Below are 18,984 nucleotides of genomic sequence, written 5' to 3'. Positions count from 1 at the left end.
CCGTTCATGGATAGCATAGCTCTCTGGCGGGATAGTGAGACTCGGGTATGGTCTGTTGATGGCGAGTCGGCTCTGGAGAAGGGGAAGTCGCAGTCTGAAGGCCGCTGGTGGCACGAAAAAGAACCCCGGCTGATGAGCCGGGGTCGATGGTGGTGAGGCGGTGTCAGGTCCGGCTTGGCGCGGCTTTGCCGCTGCGCAGCCCATCCAGACTGAACAGTACCAGCGCGCTCCAGATGCAGGCAAAGGTGAGCAGTTTGTCCATCGCCAGCGCTTCCCCATAGAGGGTGACCGCGAGGATGAACATCAGGCTGGGGCCTATGTACTGGAAGAAGCCCAAGGTGGAGAGCTTGAGCCGGGTCGCGGCGGCGGTGAAGCAAAGCAGGGGGGCCGTGGTGACGGCGCCTGCGGCGATCAGCAGCAGGTTGAGATGCCAGTCGTTCTGGGTGAGATGGCTGGTGGGGCTGTCGGCAAAGCCCCACAGATAGATGGCCGCTGGCGGCAGCATGATCATGGTTTCGATCAGCAGACCGGTGAGGGCATCGAGGGCCAGTTTTTTGCGCACCAGCCCATAGATGGCAAAACTCGACGCCAGCACCAGCGCAATCCAGGGCAAGGAGCCAAAGGCGATAAGCTGGATCGCCACGCCGGCAAAGGCCAGCGCCACCGCCCACCACTGCAGGCGGCGCAGCTTCTCGCTCAGAAACACCATTCCCAACAGTACGTTGAACAGCGGGTTGATGTAGTAGCCGAGGCTGGCATCCAGCATATGGCCGTTGTTGATGGCCCAGATGAACAGCAGCCAGTTGCCGCCGACGGTAACCGAGGTAAACGCCAGGGTGAGCAACACTTTTGGCTGGCGCAGCACCGCCTGCACCTTGTGCCACTGGCGTCCTGCCAGGGTGAGTACCATCAGCAGCACGCAGGACCAGATCATCCGGTGGGTCAGGATCTCGGCGGCCGGAACGGCAGAGATGGTCTTGAAATAGATGGGGGCTATGCCCCAAAGGGTATAGGCGCACAGGGCGTAGATGACGCCCTGACGCTGGATCTGTTGCGGCATGCGGATGACCTTTACTGAAGCGTTGGATGCGGGAAAACATCGCAAAAAATCAGTGTAGCGATCCTTTTGCGGGGAAAGAAGCGAATAAACGAAGTTTGAGGGATAAGAGGAGTGTGGCTGACCGGTCAGCCTTTACCGCGGCGGATCTTGTCGACATCCATCAACAGCCACAGCATCAGGGCGATGGCGGAGATCCAGGGGCCCCAGGTCACGTAGGCCTCGCCGTGCCCCAGCACGAAGAACAGCAGGGGCAAACCGATCACCAGAAAAAGTACGCTTCCCAGAAAAAATAGCATTTTTGTCTTTATATTTAACATGTTGGCTTTTTTATCATTATAAGGATTGAGCCCGGTGATGGAAGGCCAAAAATGCAAAAGGGGGATTTCTCCCCCTTTTTGATCCGATAGTGCTGCTTTGTCGTGTTAATCCAGCTGAATCCAGGTGCTTTTCAGCTCGGTGTACTTCTCCAGCGCATGAAGTGACTTGTCGCGACCGTTACCGGACTGTTTGAAGCCGCCAAATGGCATGGTCATGTCACCACCGTCCCAGTTGTTGACGAACACGGTACCGGCGCGCAGGGCGCGCGAGCCTTTCACCGCCTTGTTGAGATCCGCCGTCCAGATCGCCGCCGCCAGCCCATAGTCGGTGTCGTTGCCCAGCGCAATGGCTTCTTCCAGGGTATCGAAGCCGGTCACCGCCAGCACAGGGCCGAAGATCTCCTCGCGGAAGATGCGCATCTGCTGGGTCACGTCGTCGAAAATGGTGGGTTCGATATAGAAGCCGCCACTCTCCATATTGGTGCGGTTGCCGCCCAGCAGCAGCTTGGCCCCCTCCTGCTTGCCAATCTCGATATAGCGCAGCACCTGCTCCATCTGGATGTTGTCCACCATGGCGCCAATGCGGGTCGCAGGGTCGAGCGGGTTGCTCGAGATCCACTCGCGGGCATGGGCCAGCAGTCGCTCCATAAATTGCGGTTTGATGCTGTTTTGCACCAGCAGGCGGGAGGCTGCGGTGCACACCTCGCCCTGGTTGTAGAAGATGGCGCCAGCGGCGCTCTTGGCCGCGGCGTCCAGATCCGGCGCATCCGCCAGTATGATGTTGGGGCTCTTGCCGCCGCACTCCATAAAGGCGCGCTTGAGGTTGGACTTGCCGGAGCACTCCACCAGATGTTTACCGATCTTGGTGGAGCCGGTAAAAGTGATGCAATCCACGTCCATGTGCATGGCCAGCGCCTCGCCCACGGTGTGGCCAAAGCCCGGCAGCACGTTGAACACACCGTCCGGAATGCCCGCTTCCTTGGCCAAACTTGCGATACGCAGGGCGGTCAGGGGGGATTTTTCGGAAGGCTTGAGAATGACCGAGTTGCCGGTAGCGAGCGCCGGGCCCAGCTTCCAGCAGGCCATCACCAGCGGGAAGTTCCAGGGCACTATGGCTGCGACCACCCCGAGCGCTTCGCGGGTCACCAGTGCCAGGGCGGACTCCTCGACCGGCGCGACCTGATCGTAGATCTTGTCGATCGCTTCGGCGTTCCAGGCGATGCAGTTGGCGGCGGCGGGAGCGTCATAGCCCATGGCATCGCCGATGGGTTTGCCCATATCCAGCGACTCCAGCAGCGCCAGCTCCACCTTGTTGAGACGCATCAGCTCGGCGAAGCGCTGCATGATCTGTTTGCGCTGTTTCGGCGGCAGGCCGCTCCAACGCTTGTCGTTGAAGGCGTCACGGGCAGCCTGTACCGCCAGTTCGGCATCGGCGGCATCGCAGGCCGCCACCTTGGTCAGCAGCTTGCCGTTGGCCGGGTTGATGCAATCGAAGGTGGCGCCATTGACGGCATCCCGATAGCTGCCGTTGATAAAGGCTTGCGAGGGCAGGGTCAGATGGGCGGCCTTGTGTTGCCACTGGGCCAGGGTCAGGTCACTCATGTTCACTCCTTGAACCGGCAAAAGTCAGTTTCCGCGTATCAATATGCTAAACATCCTGCTGCTTGTAAATCCATCTTGTAACAATTCATTAAACATTGCTCTCCTGCCGATGCGCGTCTGAATGTCAGAAACTGGCGGGGGTGTTGGCCGAGATCAGCACGCACTCCTGCTCGCCACTATTGCGAAAACGGTGGGGGGTGCGGCTGTCGAAGTAGTAGCCATCCCCGGCGCCCAGCAGGTAGATCTGCTCGCCCACGGTCACTTCAACTTCGCCCTTGATGACGATGCCGCACTCTTCACCCTCGTGGCTCAGCATGTCGTCGCCGGTGTCGGCGCCCGGTGGCAGCACCTCCTGCAACATGCCGATGGCGCGGTTGGCACGGCTGTGCCCGACCAGCCGGTAGCTGATGGGATGCGTGCCGAGATCCGGCATATCGGCGGCGCGGAAGATCACTTCGGTGCCCATTTCGGTCTCTTCGGTGAAGAAGCTGGCCAGCGACATGGGGATGCCTTCCAGCACCTTGCGCAGGGAGGCGACAGAGGGGCTCACCTGATTTTTCTCGATCTGGGAGATAAATCCGTTGGTCACACCGGAGCGCTTGGCCAGCTCGCGCTGGGAGAGGGCTGCCTTGGTGCGAACCGCCTTGAGGCGGTGACCGATATCCATCTATAGACACTCCTTGACTGTTTACTATTATTAAAATTGTGTTAAATATCTTACACCACCCTGCTGATGCGTCTAGCTAGGGGTGGCACCAGACAGGGCGATAACGGGCCCTTTTTTATGGATTTAGGTGTTTAATTTAATAGGCATTGGCCGACAGTTGCTAAACACCTTAAGGATGAGGTGACCATGAAACCGATCAGCGACATCAATACGCCCTCCGACATGTCCGCGTTCTGGATGCCGTTCACCGCCAACCAGCAGTTCAAGGCGGCGCCGCGTATCCTGAAGTCGGCAGAGGGGATGTATTATCACTCAGAGGATGGCCGCAAGATACTGGATGGCACAGCCGGACTCTGGTGTTGCAACGCGGGCCATGGTCGGCGCGAGATTGCCGAGGCGGTCTCCCAGCAGATTTCCCACCTCGATTTCGCTCCGACATTCCAGATGGGCCACCCCCTGCCGTTTGAGCTGGCCAACCGGCTGGTGGAGATCGCTCCCAAGGGGTTTGGCCACGTTTTCTATACCAACTCCGGTTCCGAGTCGGTCGATACCGCGCTCAAAATCGCGCTGGCCTGGCAGCGGGCTCGCGGTCAGGGCACCCGCACCCGGCTGATTGGCCGCGAGCGTGGCTATCACGGGGTCGGCTTTGGCGGCATCTCTGTGGGGGGGATTCCCGGCAACCGCAAGTGGTTCGGCTCCCTGCTGACCGGGGTGGATCATCTGCCCCATACCCTCAACATCGCCAAAAACGCCTTCACCAAAGGGCTGCCCGAGGAGGATGTGGCGCTGGCCGACGAGCTGGAGAAGATCGTCTTTCTGCACGATGCCAGCAATATCGCGGCGGTGATCGTCGAGCCCATCGCTGGCAGTACCGGCGTGCTGATGCCGCCCAAAGGCTACCTCAAGCGGCTGCGGGAGATCTGCACCAAGCACGGCATTCTGCTGATTTTTGACGAGGTGATCACCGGTTTCGGTCGCCTTGGCTCTCCCTTTGCGGCACAGGAGTTCGATGTCATCCCCGACATGATCACCTGCGCCAAGGGGCTCACCAACGGCGCCATCCCCATGGGGGCGGTGCTGGTGCAGAAGCACATTTATGACGACATGATGGCGGCAGGCAAGGGGGCCATCGAGCTGTTCCACGGCTACACCTACTCCGGCCATCCGGTGGCTGCTGCTGCGGGTCTCGCGACCCTCGAGATCTATCGCAACGAGAACCTGCTCAGCCGCGCCGCCGATCTGGCTGGCTACTGGGAGGAGGCGGCCCATTCGCTGAAGGGCTGCAAGCATGTGAAGGATGTGCGCAACTACGGGCTGGTGGCGGGTATCGAGCTGGAGTCCATGCCGGATGCGCCGGGCAAGCGCGCCTACGAGGTGTTCGTGCGCTGCTTCGAGAAGGGGGCATTGATCCGGGTGACCGGCGACATCATCGCGCTGTCGCCGCCCCTCATCATCGAGCGCAGCCAGATCGACGATCTCTTCACCCTGCTGCAGGATGCCCTGCAGGCACAACCTTAACCCATTTGATGGCCCCGCACTGGCGGGGCCTTGCGTTGATTTGCTCAGCGCATTTACCGCATCAGTTATCACGGAGGATACATGACATACAGGGTCAGCAACTTCATCAACGGCCAGCCGCAGGAGAGTCGCAGCGAGCGCCAGGGGGCCATCTTCAATCCCGCCTGCGGCAAGCAGCAGGGGAGCGTCGGGCTGTCCAGCGCCGCCGAGTGTCAGGAGGCGATCGCCATTGCCGAGCGCGCCTTTGCCGACTGGTCGCAAACTCCGCCGCTGGTGCGGGCCCGGGTCTTTTTCCGCTTCAAGGAGTTGATGGAGCAGCACAGGGACGAGCTTGCCCAGCTCATCAGTCGCGAACACGGCAAGGTCTTCTCCGATGCGCAGGGTGAGTTGACCCGCGGGCTGGAGGTGGTGGAGTTTGCCTGCGGCATTCCCCATCTGCTCAAGGGGGATCACTCCCTCAACGTCGGTCGCGGGGTAGACAGCTACTCCATGATGCAGCCGGTGGGGGTCTGCGCCGGCATCACCCCGTTCAACTTCCCGGCCATGGTGCCGCTCTGGATGTTCCCGGTCGCCATCGCCTGCGGCAACACCTTCATTCTTAAGCCCTCTGAGAAGGATCCCTCCCTCTCGTTGCGGATGGCTGAACTGCTCAAGGAGGCCGGTCTGCCGGACGGCGTGCTCAACGTGGTGAACGGTGACAAGGAGGTGGTGGATGTGCTGCTGACCGACCCGCGAGTGGGTGCCGTCTCGTTTGTCGGTTCCACCCCCATCGCCCAGTATATCTATGCCACCGCCTCGGCCCACGGCAAACGGGTACAGGCGCTGGGCGGCGCCAAGAACCACATGGTGGTGATGCCGGATGCGGATCTCGATCAGGCGGTCTCTGCCTTGATGGGGGCCGCTTATGGGGCAGCGGGCGAGCGCTGCATGGCCATTTCGGTGGCCGTGGTGGTGGGTGACGACACCGCCGATGCGCTGGTGGCCAAGCTGACACCGCTGGTGGAACAGCTGCGGGTGGGCCCGGGGTTGGGCCAGAGCCCGGAGAACGAGATGGGGCCGCTCATCAGCAAAGAACATCTGGCCAAGGTGCGCGGCTACGTTGATCAGGGGGTGGCCGAAGGGGCCGCGCTGCGGGTCGATGGCCGCACGCTGAGCCACGATGAGGGTTACTTTATCGGGGGCTGCCTGTTTGACGAGGTGACCCCCGAGATGCGCATCTACCGCGAGGAGATCTTTGGCCCTGTGCTCTCCATCGTGCGGGTGCCTGACTACGAGACGGCGCTGCGCCTCATCAACGAGCACGAGTACGGCAACGGCACCGCCATCTTTACCTGTGACGGCGACACTGCGCGGGACTTCACGGCGCGGGTGCAGGTCGGTATGGTAGGGGTGAACGTTCCCATTCCGGTGCCGATGGCGTTTCACAGCTTTGGCGGCTGGAAGCGCTCCATCTTCGGGCCGCTCAACATGCACGGGCCGGATGGGGTTCGCTTCTATACCCGGATGAAGACGGTGACGGCGCGCTGGCCCCAGAGCCTGCGCAGTGGTGCCGAGTTCTCCATGCCGACCATGAAGTGACGTGCTGGCGCGTGTTCATGGCCTAACCTCTTGCCCCCGCCGGTCAATGATTGGCGGGGGCGAACTCTGTAAAGGAACAACAGATGCGATTGGGAATTCTCGATTGTGACCGGCTCGATCCCGATCTGGCGGATCGTTTTGGCCCCGTTTACTCCGAGATGTTTATCAGGGGCTTTGCTGCCCTGGCCCCCGAACTGGAATTTCGGGTCTGGTCGGCTCTTGATGGGGAATTGCCGGAGGATCTGCACGAGTGCGATGCCTGGCTCATCACAGGCTCGCGCCACGATGCTTACAGCGATATCCCCTGGATTCAGGCACTGCGGGCGTGGATCCGCCAGGCGCACGATGCCGACGTCAAGCTGGCCGGTGTCTGCTTTGGTCATCAGGTGATCGCCCAGGCGCTGGGCGGAGAGGTGGTGAAGTCCACCAAGGGATGGGGGCTGGGAGTGTCGGTGCACCCCATGCTGGCAGATGAGCCCTGGATGGCGCCGGCGCGGGATCAGATCCGCATTCTGGCCAGCCATCAGGATCAGGTGGCCCTGCTGCCGCCGGGGGCGACCCGGCTGGCGGGCAACGATTTTTGCCCCAACTTCATGTTCCTGCAGGGGAACAACATAGTGGCCATTCAGGGACATCCGGAATTTTCGGTGGAGTATAACCGGGCGCTGATCGAGCGGCGCCGTGGCCTGTTGCCCGACGAGCGCTACCAGAGCAGCCTCTCCTCGCTGGAGGGGGAGGTGGATTCGGCGACCATGATGCAGTGGCTGCTGCAGTTTCTGGGGATCCTGCCGCTGCGGGCTGGCGCGGCCTGAACCCGGTTTGTCAGCCACCCCTTCGGATGCTAGATTTTGTAGCAAAATGAAGGATCAAGCGCTGAGATGTCGGGATCGGATGGTACACTGGCCGCCCATGTGGCGGCCTGTTTGTCAGGCTTGATTGCCTTCCCGGCCTGAGCCAAAGCTGTCTGAGCCAAACCAGTGTGAGAGTGTGACGCCTTGAAACTACAGCAATTGAAGTATTTGATCGCGATCCGGGACCACAACCTCAATGTGTCCGTGGCTTCCGATGCGCTCTTCACCAGTCAGCCGGGGGTCAGCAAACAGATTGGCCTGCTGGAGAGCGAGCTGGGGGTGCGGATCTTCGAGCGCCGTGGCAAGCATTTGCACCGCATCACCCCGGTGGGGGAGGAGATCATCAAGTGTGCCGAGGCGATGCTCAACATCGAGAGCAAGATCAAGGCGATCTCCCGCGAGTATCTGGATCCGACCGTGGGCACCCTCAATATTCACACCACCCACACCATTGCCCGCTATCTGCTGCCCAAATCGGTTACCTACTTCACCAAGAAGTACCCCAAGATCTCGTTCCACCTCCATCCGGTGATGTCGGCGAGCAAGGAGCAGATCAGCAAGGGTTACTCCGATTTCTCCATCGTTGCCCACGAGATTGGCTTCGACAAGGAGCTGATCGCGCTGCCCGCCTACCTCTGGACCCTCTCGCTGGTGGTGCCGCAGGATCACCCGCTGGCCAAGGTGAAGAAGCCGACCCTGGAGCAGCTCTGCCACTACCCGATCCTCAGCTACGAGAGTGGCGCCACTGGCCGACAGGTGCAGGACGAGGTATTCCATGCCGCCGGTCTCACCCCTAGTTACTACATGACGGTGATGGACGCCGGGGTGATCAAGCGCTACGTGGAGCTGGGCTTTGGCATCGGCATCATCTCCTCGCTGGTGGCCAACGACACCGACAGCCCCGGGCTGGTCTCCATCAATCTGGAGCACCTGTTCAAGCCCTGTCCGGCCCAGATCTGCTTCAGCAAGAGCATCCTGCTGCAGAACTATATGTATGACTTCATCAGCTCCTTCTCGCCCCACCTCACCAAGGAGGTGATTCAGAGCGTGATGCAGCAGCCGAGTCAGGCGCGCATTGACGAGCTGCTGGCCGGGGTGGAGCTGCCCATCTATTGATCCCGATCGGATTCCCGATCGCTGCCGGTTGTCTCTTCTGTCAGGCTGGGCTCTACTCGGGGTTCAGCCTGTCTCTTTTGGGCTATCTCTATCGTCCGAGGTCTCTATGTCCCGCATTCTGCTGCTTGCCAATCTCAACTGTGATCATGTGCTCTCCCTCTCCGAACCGCTGGTGGCGGGGGCCCGGCTGCAATATGTGGATCAGGGGCGCAGGCTCGGCGGTGGCGCCGCCAACACCGGCATCGGGCTGGTGTGGGCGGGTCACGAGGTGACCATTGCCTCCCGCATCGGGCTGGACGAGACCGGCGACTGGTTGCTGGAGCAGGCGGCCGGTTACGGGCTGGATTGCAGCCAGGTGGAGCGCTTTGGCGGCGAGACCGGCGAGTTGCTGATCCTGGTGGACTCCACCGGCGAGCGCACCATACTGCGCCGCCCGCGGCGTCCCGACCTGCCCGGCGATCTGCCGCTGGAGGGGATCGACTGCCTCTATGTGAACTATCCCGGCACCGCCATCATCAGCTACATGCGCCAGATGCTCGGCAAGAGCTTCGTGGTGGCCCAGTATCCCAAGGGCGGCCAAGCGCGCCGCCCCTGTCATGTGCTGGTGGCCTCCCGCTCCGATCTCGGTGAGGTGAGCGACCCCTGGCAACATGCCCGCCAGCTGGCGGGGGAGCAGCTCGAATGGCTGGTGCTGACCGAAGGCAAGGCGGGAGCAGTAGCGATCCATGGCGAGGAGCAGATCCGGGTCGCCGCCCGGCCGGTCTCGGTGGTCGATACCACGGGGGCAGGGGATGCCTTCGCTGGCGGATTGATCCATGGTCTGGCGCGGGGCATGGCGATCAAGGATGCGTTGCAGTGCGCGGTGGACTGGGGCGCGTTTGCCGTCGCCTCCGAGAGCTCCATCCCCTCGGTTGCGCTGAAAAACTGGCTGAAACAACCCCACTGAACCATCTCTTTGACAGTCGATTGAGGGGCGGTTTGCGGGCCATATGGCCGCTGGTCGAAGGGGCTTGGCGAGGGGGACTATTCGGTAGATTTACCCGCCATAAAGCGGGCAAACGCCGGGCTAACCCGGCAAGTTTGCGATCAATCAAAGAAAGTGTCGATTTATGTGCATCTTCATCGACACCCGGTTGTGCTGCTCTTAACCTGTCACTCCGCAACTCAGATTAAGAGACAGGCCCCCTCTGGCGAACCAATTGGCAAACAGAGGCAAACCGGTTGTCTCCTGCCTCTTAGCTCAACGTTGTCGTCCTGATTCCTGGCTTGTAGTAAGAGGCAAGTGCGACCATGCAACTGACACGATTTACCGACTACGCCCTGCGTACCCTGACCTTCCTGGCGGTTCAGCCGGGGGATCGTCTGTCGACCATTACCGAAGTGGCCGATACCTTCGGCATCTCTCGCAACCACGTGGTCAAAATTGTGCACCAGCTTGGCATCAAGGGGTACATCGAGACGGTACGCGGCAAGCACGGTGGCATCCGCCTCGGTCGCTCGGCGGTCTCCATCAACCTGCGGGATGTGGTGATGGACATGGAGCATGTGCTCTGTCCGGTCGACTGCAAGCGCGAAAACTGCCGTCTCTCCGGTGGCTGCCGCATTCAGGGCATTCTGCGCCGCGCCATGAACGCCTTCCTCGAAGTGCTGGGTGAGTACACTCTGGCTGATGCGGTGCGCGATCCCAATCGTCTCTGCCACCTGCTGGGTATCGAGCAAGAGACTATTGTGACCATGGCCTGACGGGGCGTGGAATATCGAACAAGATGTGAAAGGGGCCTGATGGCCCCTTTTGCTTTTGTAAGCAGGTGGTTTTTAGCGACTGCCCGGCTGGCGGATCAGGGTGATGGCGCCATGCAGACAGGCGAGGCCGCAGGCACCGCAGCCATTGCAGGCATCCATATTGACGTTGATGCCGTCGGCGGTGGCCTTGATCGCCTGCTGGGGACAGGCATCTTCACAGAGCAGGCAGTAGAAGCCCTGCCGTGCCTGGCAGCTCTCTTCAATCTGCACCCGGGTCTGCACCTGACGGCCCAGTTGCAGGTCGAGGGCGCCGGTGGGACAGGCTCTGGCGCAGCTGCCGCAGTAGCTGCACTGGCCGCAGGCGAGATCGAGCACTGGCGTACCGGCGATGGGACTCCCCTCGTACTCCTCCTGGGTGGCCGGTTTGAGCAGACCGCGCGGGCAGGCCTTGAAACACTCGCCACAGCGGGTGCAGAGGGAGAGGTACTGGGACTCCTCGATGGCCCATGGCGGGCGCGCTTCATGGCAAACCACGGCGGGCTTGCGGGAAGCTTGCCAACCTTGTGTCAGCCAACGGAGGAAATAGTGAGTCATGCTCGCCCCTGATACCTATTAGGGGTTAATTTTATCGAAGTTTCGGGAAGCAGGCCAGAGAATAGCGGCCGTCAGGATCGCAAGCGCAGTTGCCCTTGTGTAAGCTAGGCGGGTCTTTTTACGTGGTTGAATGAAAACATATGTGGCTATTTCTCTGGCGTGCGTCCCTGCTCTATGTCTTTCCCCTGCTGATGTGGGCCTACTGCCGCATCAAGGATATCGAGTTCGCCGAGCTCGATACCGGCGTCAACACCCACAAGTGGGTGGTGCTGGCCGCCTACCTCATCTACGTGGTGATCTGGATTCTGGTTAACCGCTATCTCGAACTCTTCCTGCGTCAGCGGAGCCGCAAATGATCGACCCCGGGCTCTGGGGGATCTTGCTGCCTGCCGCCGTGCTGGCCCTCGGACTGGGCTGGCTGATCGGGCGGCGGGCCGCCACGGCGCAGGCTCAGGAGCTGATGCTGGCGCAGGAGCGTTATCAGGTGCTGCAGGATCGCTTCGACGAGTTGCAGGATGAGCGGATGCAGGGCCAGCAGAAGCTGGATCAGCAGCAGACCCTGCTGATCAAGCTCACCGCCCGCCTCAAGGATGCGGAAGCGACCCTGCGCAGCGAACGGTTGGCCGCCGCCGAGAAGCTGCAACTGCAACAGGAGGCGGAGCAGCGCCTCAGCCAGCAGTTCGAGAACCTTGCCAACCGGATCTTCGAGCAAAACTCCGGCAACTTCCGCGAACTGAACCAGAATAGCCTCGATCTGCTGCTCACACCGCTCAAAGAACAGCTCGAGGGCTTTCGCCGTCAGGTGGGGGAGACTCACGCGCAGGAGACGGCCCAGCGCCACAGCCTCAAGTTCGAACTGGAGCGCCTCGCCGAGCTCAATGCCCGCATGACCGAGGAGGCGGCAGCGCTGACCCGCGCCCTCAAGGGTGACAGCAAGCAGCAGGGCAACTGGGGTGAAGTGGTGCTGGCGCGGATCCTCAGCGAATGCGGCTTGCGCGAGGGCCACGAGTACCACACCCAGGTCAATATTGAGGTGGAGAAGGGCAAGCGCTACCAGCCCGACGTGATTGTCCACCTGCCGCAGGAAAAAGACATCATCATCGACGCCAAGGTGTCGCTGACCGCCTACGAACGCTGGTACAACGCCGATGACGAGCTGGAGAAGGCGGTGGCGCTCAAGGAGCACGTCGCCTCGGTGCGCAACCATATCCGCGAGCTGGGCCGCAAGGATTACCAGCAGTTGCCCGGGGTGCGCACCCTCGACTATGTGCTGATGTTCGTGGCGGTGGAGCCCGCCTTCCTCACCGCCATGGAGGCCGATCCCTCGCTGGTGCGTTACGGCCTCGACAACAATATCCTGCTGGTGAGCCCAACCAATCTCATGGTGGCGCTGCGCACCATCGAGAACCTGTGGCGCTACGAGCGGCAGAACCAGAATGCTCGCCAGATCGCCGAGCGGGCCGGTCGCCTCTACGAAAAGCTGCGGCTGTTTGTCGAGGAGATGCAGCAGATGGGCGGCAGCCTGCACAAAGCGCAGGAGAGCTACGACAAGGCAATGGGACGGCTGGTCAACGGCCGTGGCAACCTGATTGCCCAGGTCGAGCGTTTCCGCGAGCTGGGGGTGGAGGTGACCAAGAGTCTGCCCGAGCCGCTGGTGGAGCGGGCGCTGGAGCGCGACAAGGAGCGGGAGTAGTTATTTCCCAGTGTCGCCATCAGCCAAGGCCCAAACCCTGTTTGGGCCTTTTGCTATCTGCCAGCTGGCCCAGTGCTGACCCATCATCTGAAATCCGCAAAGCAAACGGCCCACCGAAGTGGGCCGTTTTTATTTGCAGTGCCGTTGTGGATCAGCGGCTGGCTGCGCGGGCGCTCAGTTCGGCTTTCTCGCTATCGCTCAGGAAGGCCAGGGTCAGGCCGTTCTGCTGGGCGGTGCGGATCTCGCTGGCGGTCATGCCAGCGGCCGGAGCGGCCACCTCATATTCGTGGGGCAGGTCGATCCCTTCCACCGCCGGGTCATCGGTGTTGAGGCAGGCCAGCACACCGGCGGCCAGGAACTGGCGGATCGGGTGTTCGGTCAGGCTCGCCACCGTGGTGGTCTGGACGTTGGAGGTGAGGCAGGATTCGATGCCGATGCGGTGCTCGGCCAGATAGGCCATCAGGGCTGGATCCTGAATCGCTTTGACGCCGTGGCCGATACGCTCGGCACCCAGCTCGCGAATGGCCTGCCACATGCTCTCGGGGCCAGCGGCTTCACCGGCGTGTACGGTGACGCGCATGCCTGCATCGCGCACCTTGCGGAAGTGGTCGACAAAGAGTTCGCCCGGGAAGCCCAGCTCGTCACCGGCCAGATCGATGGCGACCAGCTTGTCGCGGTGGGCCAGACAGGCTGCCAGCTCCTGATTGCACTGCTCGGTGCCGAAGGTGCGGCTCATGATGCCGATCAGGTTGGTCTTGATGCCGAAGTCACGGCTGCCCGCGGCCACGCCGTCGATGATGGCTTCCACCACTCCCTGCGGGTGCAGCTTGTGGGCCATCGCCATATAGGCCGGGCTGAAGCGCAGCTCGGCATAGTCGATACCGGCGCGCAGCAGATCTTCCACATTTTCGTAGGCAACCCGGCGGCAGGCGTCATAGTCGGCAAGCACGGCCACGCCCCAGTCCAGTTTCTTCAGGAAGGCAACCAGACTCGGCTCGTTTTCGACGATCTGCACGTGGGGACGCAGCGCCTCCAGCTCGAAGGCGGGTAGCTGGATATTGTGTTGGCGACCCAGCTCGAGGATGGTTTGCGGGCGGATGTTGCCGTCCAGATGGCGGTGCAGGTCGGTCAGGGGGAGAGATCTGTCAATCATGGGGGCGCCCTCGTCGAGTCAGGTTTGAAAGCCTGCCATTCTAGGCGGGGCTTTCAAAAAAGATACCCCGTTTATGGTTAAACGGGGTTCTGGCGGACGGTGATTTGTCAGGGCGTGATGGGAATCGTTTTTCCCCGGGACTCAGGAGAGATCGAGTTCCTTCAGCTTGCGGGTCAGGGTGTTGCGGCCCCAACCGAGCAGGCGCGCCGCCTCCTGCTTGTGGCCGTGGGTGTGTTCCAGCGCCGTCTCCAGCATGATCCGTTCGAACTGGGGCATGGCATCGGCCAGGATGTCTGTCTCTCCCAGCGCCAGCTTGCTGGCCACCCACTCCTGCAACTGTTGCTGCCAGCAACCGGGCAACGCCGGTTGACCCGGTTCGGCGTTGTGGGTGATGGGGGTGAGCAGCTCGGCAGGCAGGTCGCCGACCAGCACTTCTTGCCCCGAGGCCATCACGGTAAGCCAGCGGCAGACGTTCTCCAGCTGGCGCACGTTGCCCGGCCAGGGCAGGCGGCTGATATAGGCCTGGGTATCGGGGTGCAGGCTCTTGGCCTCGACGTTCAGCTCCTTGGCTGCGCGCAGCAGGAAGTGACGGGCCAGCTGGGGGATATCCTCACGGCGCTCCTTGAGAGCGGGGATGTGGATGCGAATGACGTTGAGGCGGTGAAACAGATCCTCGCGAAACTCGCCATCGGCGACCCGCTTCTCCAGATTTTGGTGGGTGGCGGCGATGATCCGTACATCCACCTGCACCGGCTGATGGCCGCCTACCCGGTAGAACTGGCCGTCGGCCAATACCCGCAGCAGCCGGGTTTGCACATCCAGCGGCATGTCGCCGATCTCGTCGAGAAACAGGGTGCCGCCGTCGGCCTGCTCGAAGCGGCCGTGGCGGATGTTGTTGGCACCGGTGAAGGCCCCCTTCTCGTGACCGAACAGCTCCGATTCGATGAGATCTTTCGGAATGGCAGCCATGTTGAGGGCGATGAAGTTCTTGTGGGCGCGCGGGCTGTGCTTGTGCAGCGCATGGGCGACCAGCTCCTTGCCGGTACCGCTCTGGCCGTTGATCAGCACCGAGATGCTGGAGCGTGACAGGCGGCCGATGGCACGGAACACCTCCTGCATCGCTGGCGCCTCACCGATGATCTCCGGGGTGGCGGTGGCCTCTTGCTGACGAGACTTGCGCTTGGTGCGCTGCTCCTTGAGGTGATTCTCGGCGCGGCGCACCAGGGTAACCGCTTCGTCGATGTCGAACGGTTTGGGCAGGTACTCGAAGGCGCCGCGCTGGTAGGCGTTGACCGCGCTGTCGAGATCCGAGTGGGCGGTCATGATGATGATGGGCAGATCGGCCTGACGACGGTGGATCTGCTCCAGCAGGCTCAAACCATCGATGCCCGGCATCCGGATATCGGAGAGGATCACATCGGGCGAGCGCAGCTCAAGGGCGTGCAGCAGGGCTTCGCCATCGGCAAAGCTCTCGCAGTTGAAGCCTTCGCTGCCGAGAGTGCGCTCCAGCACCCAGCGGATAGAACTGTCGTCATCGACGATCCACACTTTGGCGGTCATGGGGTTCCCTTACTTGCGAAGCGGTAGAAAAATGGTGAATTCGGTGTGACCCGGCCAGCTGATGCAGTCAATTCGCCCCTTGTGCTGGTCGATCAGGTTCTGGGCGATGGAGAGGCCGAGCCCGGTTCCCCCCTCCTTGCCGGTGATCATGGGATAGAACAGGGTGTCGCGAATGGCATCGGGAATGCCGGGGCCGTTGTCGATGATCTTGATCTCCGCCGCCAGCCGGTAGCGCTGGCCGTGGATGGTGATCTGGAACGCGGTGCGAGTCTTGATGCGGATAAGCCCGGTCTGATCCCCCAGCGCTTCGGCGGCGTTGCGCACTATGTTGAGAAACGCCTGCTGCAGTTGATCCGGCTCCATCTCGAATTCGGGGATGCTGGGGTCGTAATCCCGCTCGATGCGAACAGAGGGAGGGAGTTCGAGCTCCACCAGTCGGCGTACCTGCTCCAGCACCGAATGGACATTGTGCATCTGGTGACGGCCGGGGCGCTGGGGGCCGAGCAGCCGATCGACCAGTACCCGCAGCCTGTCAGCCTGTTCGATGATGATGCCGGTATATTCGCGCAGCGCCGGATCCGGCAGCTCTTTTTGCAGCAACTGTGCCGCGCCGCGCAGGCCGCCGAGGGGATTCTTGATTTCGTGGGCCAGCCCGCGCACCAGCTCCTTGGCCGCCAGCTGCTGGGCATGTTGCTGCTGCTCCTGACTGATCTTCTTCTGCTGGTCGATCTTGCGCAGCTCCACCACCAGCAGACGCTGTTCATGGTCGGCCATCGGGGTCGCGCTCAGTTCCACCAGTCGCGGTTCTCCCTCTACCACCAGAGTCACTTCGCTATCGGTAAAGCCTTGCCCTGACACGAGGCACTGCTTGAGCCGCTGCAAATCGAGGGAGATATGTTCCAGCAGATGGGGCAGTTCGATGCCGATCAGCCTGCGTTCACTGAGGGAGAGCAGCTGTTCAGCCGCCGGGTTGACGAACTGGATGCAGAGCCGCTCATCCATCAGGATCACGGCGGTCAGCAAATTATCCAAGAGTGTTTTGGCGTTGTCCGAGCGGGTTGGCACAGGTTTCTCCCTAAAACGGTGCTACACACCTGTCATGCACCGATATGGTGCATAGAGTTTACCCGCATCGGTGCGCTATATCACCCCTAGTCGGCTTTGGGGGTGGGTTTGGGAGCCGGCGTCACGCTCGCTCTATGCAGGTAAAAGGTGACTGCACTGGATTTAGCAAGGATCGTACCGTCTTTGGCGAGCAGCTCGAGTTGAGCCTCGTGGGCGCCGCGATCGACGTTTTCGACGCGGACAGAGAGGCTGTTGCTGACGATGGGGGCGGCTTTGCCATCCAGGGTCAGGCGCACATCATACTGGGTCGGAGGTTTGGGGCTGATGGTGCCCTGAAAGACGATGTTGCCTGTGTTGTCGCGCAGGGTGCTGCCCTGTTCCGGGGAGAGCAGTTCGATGGTCAGCTTGGCCGCCTCTTTCTCTTTCTTGGCATCGGCGCCGGTCAGGCTGTTGAAGTTATCCACCTGCACCGATCTGGGCGCGCTGCTGCCCAGCAGCGGGGCGACCCGCAGATCGACCTCTTTGGCGTTTTTGCCGGGTGGTGGCGCATCCGAGTAGTGGGTGATGCCATTGCCATCGACCCAGGAGTAGACCTTGGCCGCATCCGTACCGAACGAGGTCAGCAACAGGAGGCTGAGCACCCCTATGCCATGCTTGTTGTTCATCCATCTCTCCTTGACGGTATTTTGCTTAATCCTATCAGAGAAAAAACCCGCCAGATGGCGGGTTTTGTCACGATTAAGCAAGCTGACCTGATTTAAACGGCCAGTCTGCTGAGACTTAGACGGAGTAGTACAGTTCGAACTCCAGCGGGTGCGGGGTCATGCGCACACGGTCAACATCCTGCTGTTTCAGTTCCAGATAGGAGTTGATGAAGTCATCGCTGAACACGCCGCCACGGGTCAGGAACTCGCGGTCAGCATCCAGAGCGGCCAGGGCTTCGTCCAGAGAACCGGCAACGGTCGGCACTTCTGCAGCCTCTTCCGGCGGCAGGTCGTACAAGTTCTTGTCCATGGCATCGCCCGGATGGATCTTGTTGATGATACCGTCCAGACCGGCCATCAGCTGGGCTGCGAAGGCCAGGTACGGGTTGGCAGCCGGATCCGGGAAGCGCACTTCGATACGACGGGCTTTCGGGCTCGGTACCACCGGGATACGGATGGAGGCAGAGCGGTTGCGGGCAGAGTAGGCCAGCATGACCGGTGCTTCATAACCCGGAACCAGACGCTTGTAGGAGTTGGTGGTCGGGTTGGCGAAGGCGTTGATGGCTTTGGCGTGCTTGATGATACCGCCGATGTAGTGCAGCGCCATCTCGGACAGACCGCCGTACAGGTCACCAGCGAACAGGTTGACGCCGTTCTTGGCCAGAGACTGGTGGCAGTGCATGCCGGAGCCGTTGTCACCGAACATGGGTTTCGGCATGAAGGTAACGGTCTTGTTGTAGGCGTGGGCCACGTTGTGGATCACGTACTTCAGTACCTGTACTTCATCAGCTTTCAGCGTAAGAGTGTTGAAGCGGGTAGCGATCTCGTTCTGACCGGCAGTGGCCACTTCGTGGTGGTGAGCTTCAACGACCTGGCCCATCTCTTCCAGCACCAGACACATGGCGGCGCGGATATCCTGGGAAGAGTCGACCGGTGCAACCGGGAAGTAACCGCCTTTCACGAACGGACGGTGACCCTTGTTGCCATGCTCATAGGCAGTGCCGGAGTTCCATGCGGCTTCTTCAGATTCGATTTTCACGAAGCTGTGGCCCATGGTGTTGGAGAAGGTGATGTTGTCGAACATGAAGAATTCCGGCTCCGGCCCGAACAGCACGGTGTCAGCGATGCCGCTGGACTTCAGGAAATCTTCTGCACGCTTGGCGATGGAGCGCGGATCGCGGTCGTAGCCCTGCATGGTGGCAGGCTCCAGCACGTCACAAACGATGTTCAGGGTGGTCTCTTCGGTGAACGGGTCCAGCTTGGCGGAGGCTGCGTCCGGCATCAGTACCATGTCGGATTCGTTGATGCCCTTCCAGCCGCCGATGGAGGAACCATCGAACATCTTGCCGTCTTCGAAGAAATCTTCATCAACCTGGTGAGCAGGGATGGATACATGCTGCTCTTTACCCTTGGTGTCGGTAAAGCGCAGATCAACAAACTTGACTTCGTGTTCCTGGATCAGGGCCAAAACGTTCTGGGCTGACATGCTAAGTAACCTCCGGTGTTAAAACTCTCTGGGTGAATGCGTCGTCGTATTCACATAAGCCAGTATCGTGCCAAGTTTGTGACAGCTTGATTTCAGGGCAATCTCGCTGAAGAGGCTCCCCAAAATCAGGCGATCTCGACTCGCGTTGCATCAATTTAGTGCGGTGGTGGATCGTTTTGGTGCACTGTAATGGTGCGCGAAATACGGTCACCGCCCATCTAAGCAGGGTTTGTCAGAGAGGTCTATGATCCAGATCTGTTGTTATGCGCGAATGTAC

18 protein-coding genes are annotated in these 18,984 nt (G+C 61.1%); 8 read left to right on the top strand and 10 right to left on the bottom strand.

Annotation, left to right across the window (positions count from 1 at the left end):
* Nucleotides 1-163 precede the first annotated feature (163 nt).
* The 4 genes from rarD to AB5Y84_RS17125 all read right to left on the bottom strand — a co-directional run bounded on the left by rarD (nucleotide 164) and on the right by AB5Y84_RS17125 (nucleotide 3,646).
* Entirely contained in the window at nucleotides 164-1,060 is an 897-nt protein-coding gene (rarD, locus tag AB5Y84_RS17140; protein ID WP_005356175.1) for an EamA family transporter RarD, read from the bottom strand.
* 125 nt (nucleotides 1,061-1,185) lie between these two features.
* Entirely contained in the window at nucleotides 1,186-1,356 is a 171-nt protein-coding gene (locus AB5Y84_RS17135) for a hypothetical protein (RefSeq protein ID WP_005341999.1), read from the bottom strand.
* A 126-nt stretch (nucleotides 1,357-1,482) separates the two neighbouring features.
* Nucleotides 1,483-2,979 (bottom strand): aldehyde dehydrogenase, encoded by a 1,497-nt coding sequence (locus AB5Y84_RS17130; protein ID WP_323893460.1) that lies wholly within the window; start codon nucleotides 2,977-2,979, stop codon nucleotides 1,483-1,485.
* Between the two features lie 124 nt (nucleotides 2,980-3,103).
* A complete protein-coding gene (locus tag AB5Y84_RS17125) occupies nucleotides 3,104-3,646 on the bottom strand; it encodes a cupin domain-containing protein (protein WP_005339643.1) in 543 nt (180 codons plus the stop codon).
* A 186-nt stretch (nucleotides 3,647-3,832) separates the two neighbouring features.
* Here AB5Y84_RS17125 and AB5Y84_RS17120 point away from each other — a divergent pair, with 186 nt between their 5' ends.
* The 6 genes from AB5Y84_RS17120 to AB5Y84_RS17095 all read left to right on the top strand — a co-directional run bounded on the left by AB5Y84_RS17120 (nucleotide 3,833) and on the right by AB5Y84_RS17095 (nucleotide 10,452).
* Nucleotides 3,833-5,164, top strand: coding sequence for an aspartate aminotransferase family protein (locus tag AB5Y84_RS17120; RefSeq protein WP_064337567.1), 1,332 nt, complete (start codon nucleotides 3,833-3,835; stop codon nucleotides 5,162-5,164).
* An 81-nt stretch (nucleotides 5,165-5,245) separates the two neighbouring features.
* On the top strand, nucleotides 5,246-6,742 hold the full coding sequence (locus AB5Y84_RS17115) for a CoA-acylating methylmalonate-semialdehyde dehydrogenase (RefSeq protein WP_368177434.1): 1,497 nt from the start codon (nucleotides 5,246-5,248) through the stop codon (nucleotides 6,740-6,742).
* A gap of 83 nt (nucleotides 6,743-6,825) precedes the next feature.
* The gene (locus AB5Y84_RS17110) at nucleotides 6,826-7,554 is read left to right on the top strand and encodes a glutamine amidotransferase (RefSeq protein WP_069527013.1); all 729 of its coding nucleotides are present in this window, start codon (nucleotides 6,826-6,828) and stop codon (nucleotides 7,552-7,554) included.
* Nucleotides 7,555-7,737: 183 nt separating this feature from the next.
* Nucleotides 7,738-8,709, top strand: a complete 972-nt coding sequence (locus AB5Y84_RS17105; protein ID WP_005356189.1) for a LysR substrate-binding domain-containing protein — start codon at nucleotides 7,738-7,740, stop codon at nucleotides 8,707-8,709.
* Between the two features lie 106 nt (nucleotides 8,710-8,815).
* The gene (locus AB5Y84_RS17100) at nucleotides 8,816-9,655 is read left to right on the top strand and encodes a PfkB family carbohydrate kinase (protein WP_368177433.1); all 840 of its coding nucleotides are present in this window, start codon (nucleotides 8,816-8,818) and stop codon (nucleotides 9,653-9,655) included.
* Nucleotides 9,656-9,999: 344 nt separating this feature from the next.
* Nucleotides 10,000-10,452 carry an Rrf2 family transcriptional regulator gene (locus AB5Y84_RS17095; RefSeq protein WP_005339654.1) on the top strand — a complete coding sequence of 151 codons (453 nt, stop codon included), beginning with the start codon at nucleotides 10,000-10,002 and terminating at the stop codon, nucleotides 10,450-10,452.
* A 72-nt stretch (nucleotides 10,453-10,524) separates the two neighbouring features.
* On the opposite strand, the gene AB5Y84_RS17090 is transcribed toward AB5Y84_RS17095, so the two are convergent.
* Entirely contained in the window at nucleotides 10,525-11,046 is a 522-nt protein-coding gene (locus AB5Y84_RS17090; protein WP_005339657.1) for a ferredoxin-type protein NapF, read from the bottom strand.
* A gap of 140 nt (nucleotides 11,047-11,186) precedes the next feature.
* On the opposite strand from AB5Y84_RS17090, the gene AB5Y84_RS17085 reads away from it, so the two are divergent.
* Nucleotides 11,187-11,402 (top strand): hypothetical protein, encoded by a 216-nt coding sequence (locus tag AB5Y84_RS17085; protein ID WP_021231493.1) that lies wholly within the window; start codon nucleotides 11,187-11,189, stop codon nucleotides 11,400-11,402.
* The gene (gene rmuC / locus AB5Y84_RS17080; RefSeq protein WP_368177432.1) at nucleotides 11,399-12,739 is read left to right on the top strand and encodes a DNA recombination protein RmuC; all 1,341 of its coding nucleotides are present in this window, start codon (nucleotides 11,399-11,401) and stop codon (nucleotides 12,737-12,739) included. The genes AB5Y84_RS17085 and rmuC overlap by 4 nt, the downstream gene beginning before the upstream one ends.
* Nucleotides 12,740-12,890: 151 nt before the next feature.
* Here rmuC and add read toward each other — a convergent pair whose 3' ends face one another.
* From add to glnA, 5 genes are all read right to left on the bottom strand, one after another.
* Complete coding sequence (gene add / locus AB5Y84_RS17075; protein WP_075116081.1) at nucleotides 12,891-13,892, bottom strand: adenosine deaminase; 1,002 nt, start codon at nucleotides 13,890-13,892, stop codon at nucleotides 12,891-12,893.
* Between the two features lie 141 nt (nucleotides 13,893-14,033).
* Entirely contained in the window at nucleotides 14,034-15,452 is a 1,419-nt protein-coding gene (gene glnG, locus AB5Y84_RS17070; protein WP_005339666.1) for a nitrogen regulation protein NR(I), read from the bottom strand.
* Between the two features lie 9 nt (nucleotides 15,453-15,461).
* Nucleotides 15,462-16,517, bottom strand: a complete 1,056-nt coding sequence (glnL, locus tag AB5Y84_RS17065; RefSeq protein WP_005356202.1) for a nitrogen regulation protein NR(II) — start codon at nucleotides 16,515-16,517, stop codon at nucleotides 15,462-15,464.
* Between the two features lie 86 nt (nucleotides 16,518-16,603).
* A complete protein-coding gene (locus AB5Y84_RS17060; RefSeq protein ID WP_005339670.1) occupies nucleotides 16,604-17,182 on the bottom strand; it encodes a DUF4124 domain-containing protein in 579 nt (192 codons plus the stop codon).
* Between the two features lie 115 nt (nucleotides 17,183-17,297).
* Nucleotides 17,298-18,707, bottom strand: coding sequence for a glutamate--ammonia ligase (glnA, locus tag AB5Y84_RS17055; protein ID WP_005339672.1), 1,410 nt, complete (start codon nucleotides 18,705-18,707; stop codon nucleotides 17,298-17,300).
* Nucleotides 18,708-18,984 lie beyond the last annotated feature (277 nt).

The sequence above is a fragment of the Aeromonas sp. s11 genome (assembly GCF_040907945.1).
Classification (GTDB): domain Bacteria; phylum Pseudomonadota; class Gammaproteobacteria; order Enterobacterales; family Aeromonadaceae; genus Aeromonas; species Aeromonas veronii.
Note: the sequence above shows the minus strand (reverse complement) of the source record. Positions and strands in the feature narration are given on the sequence as shown.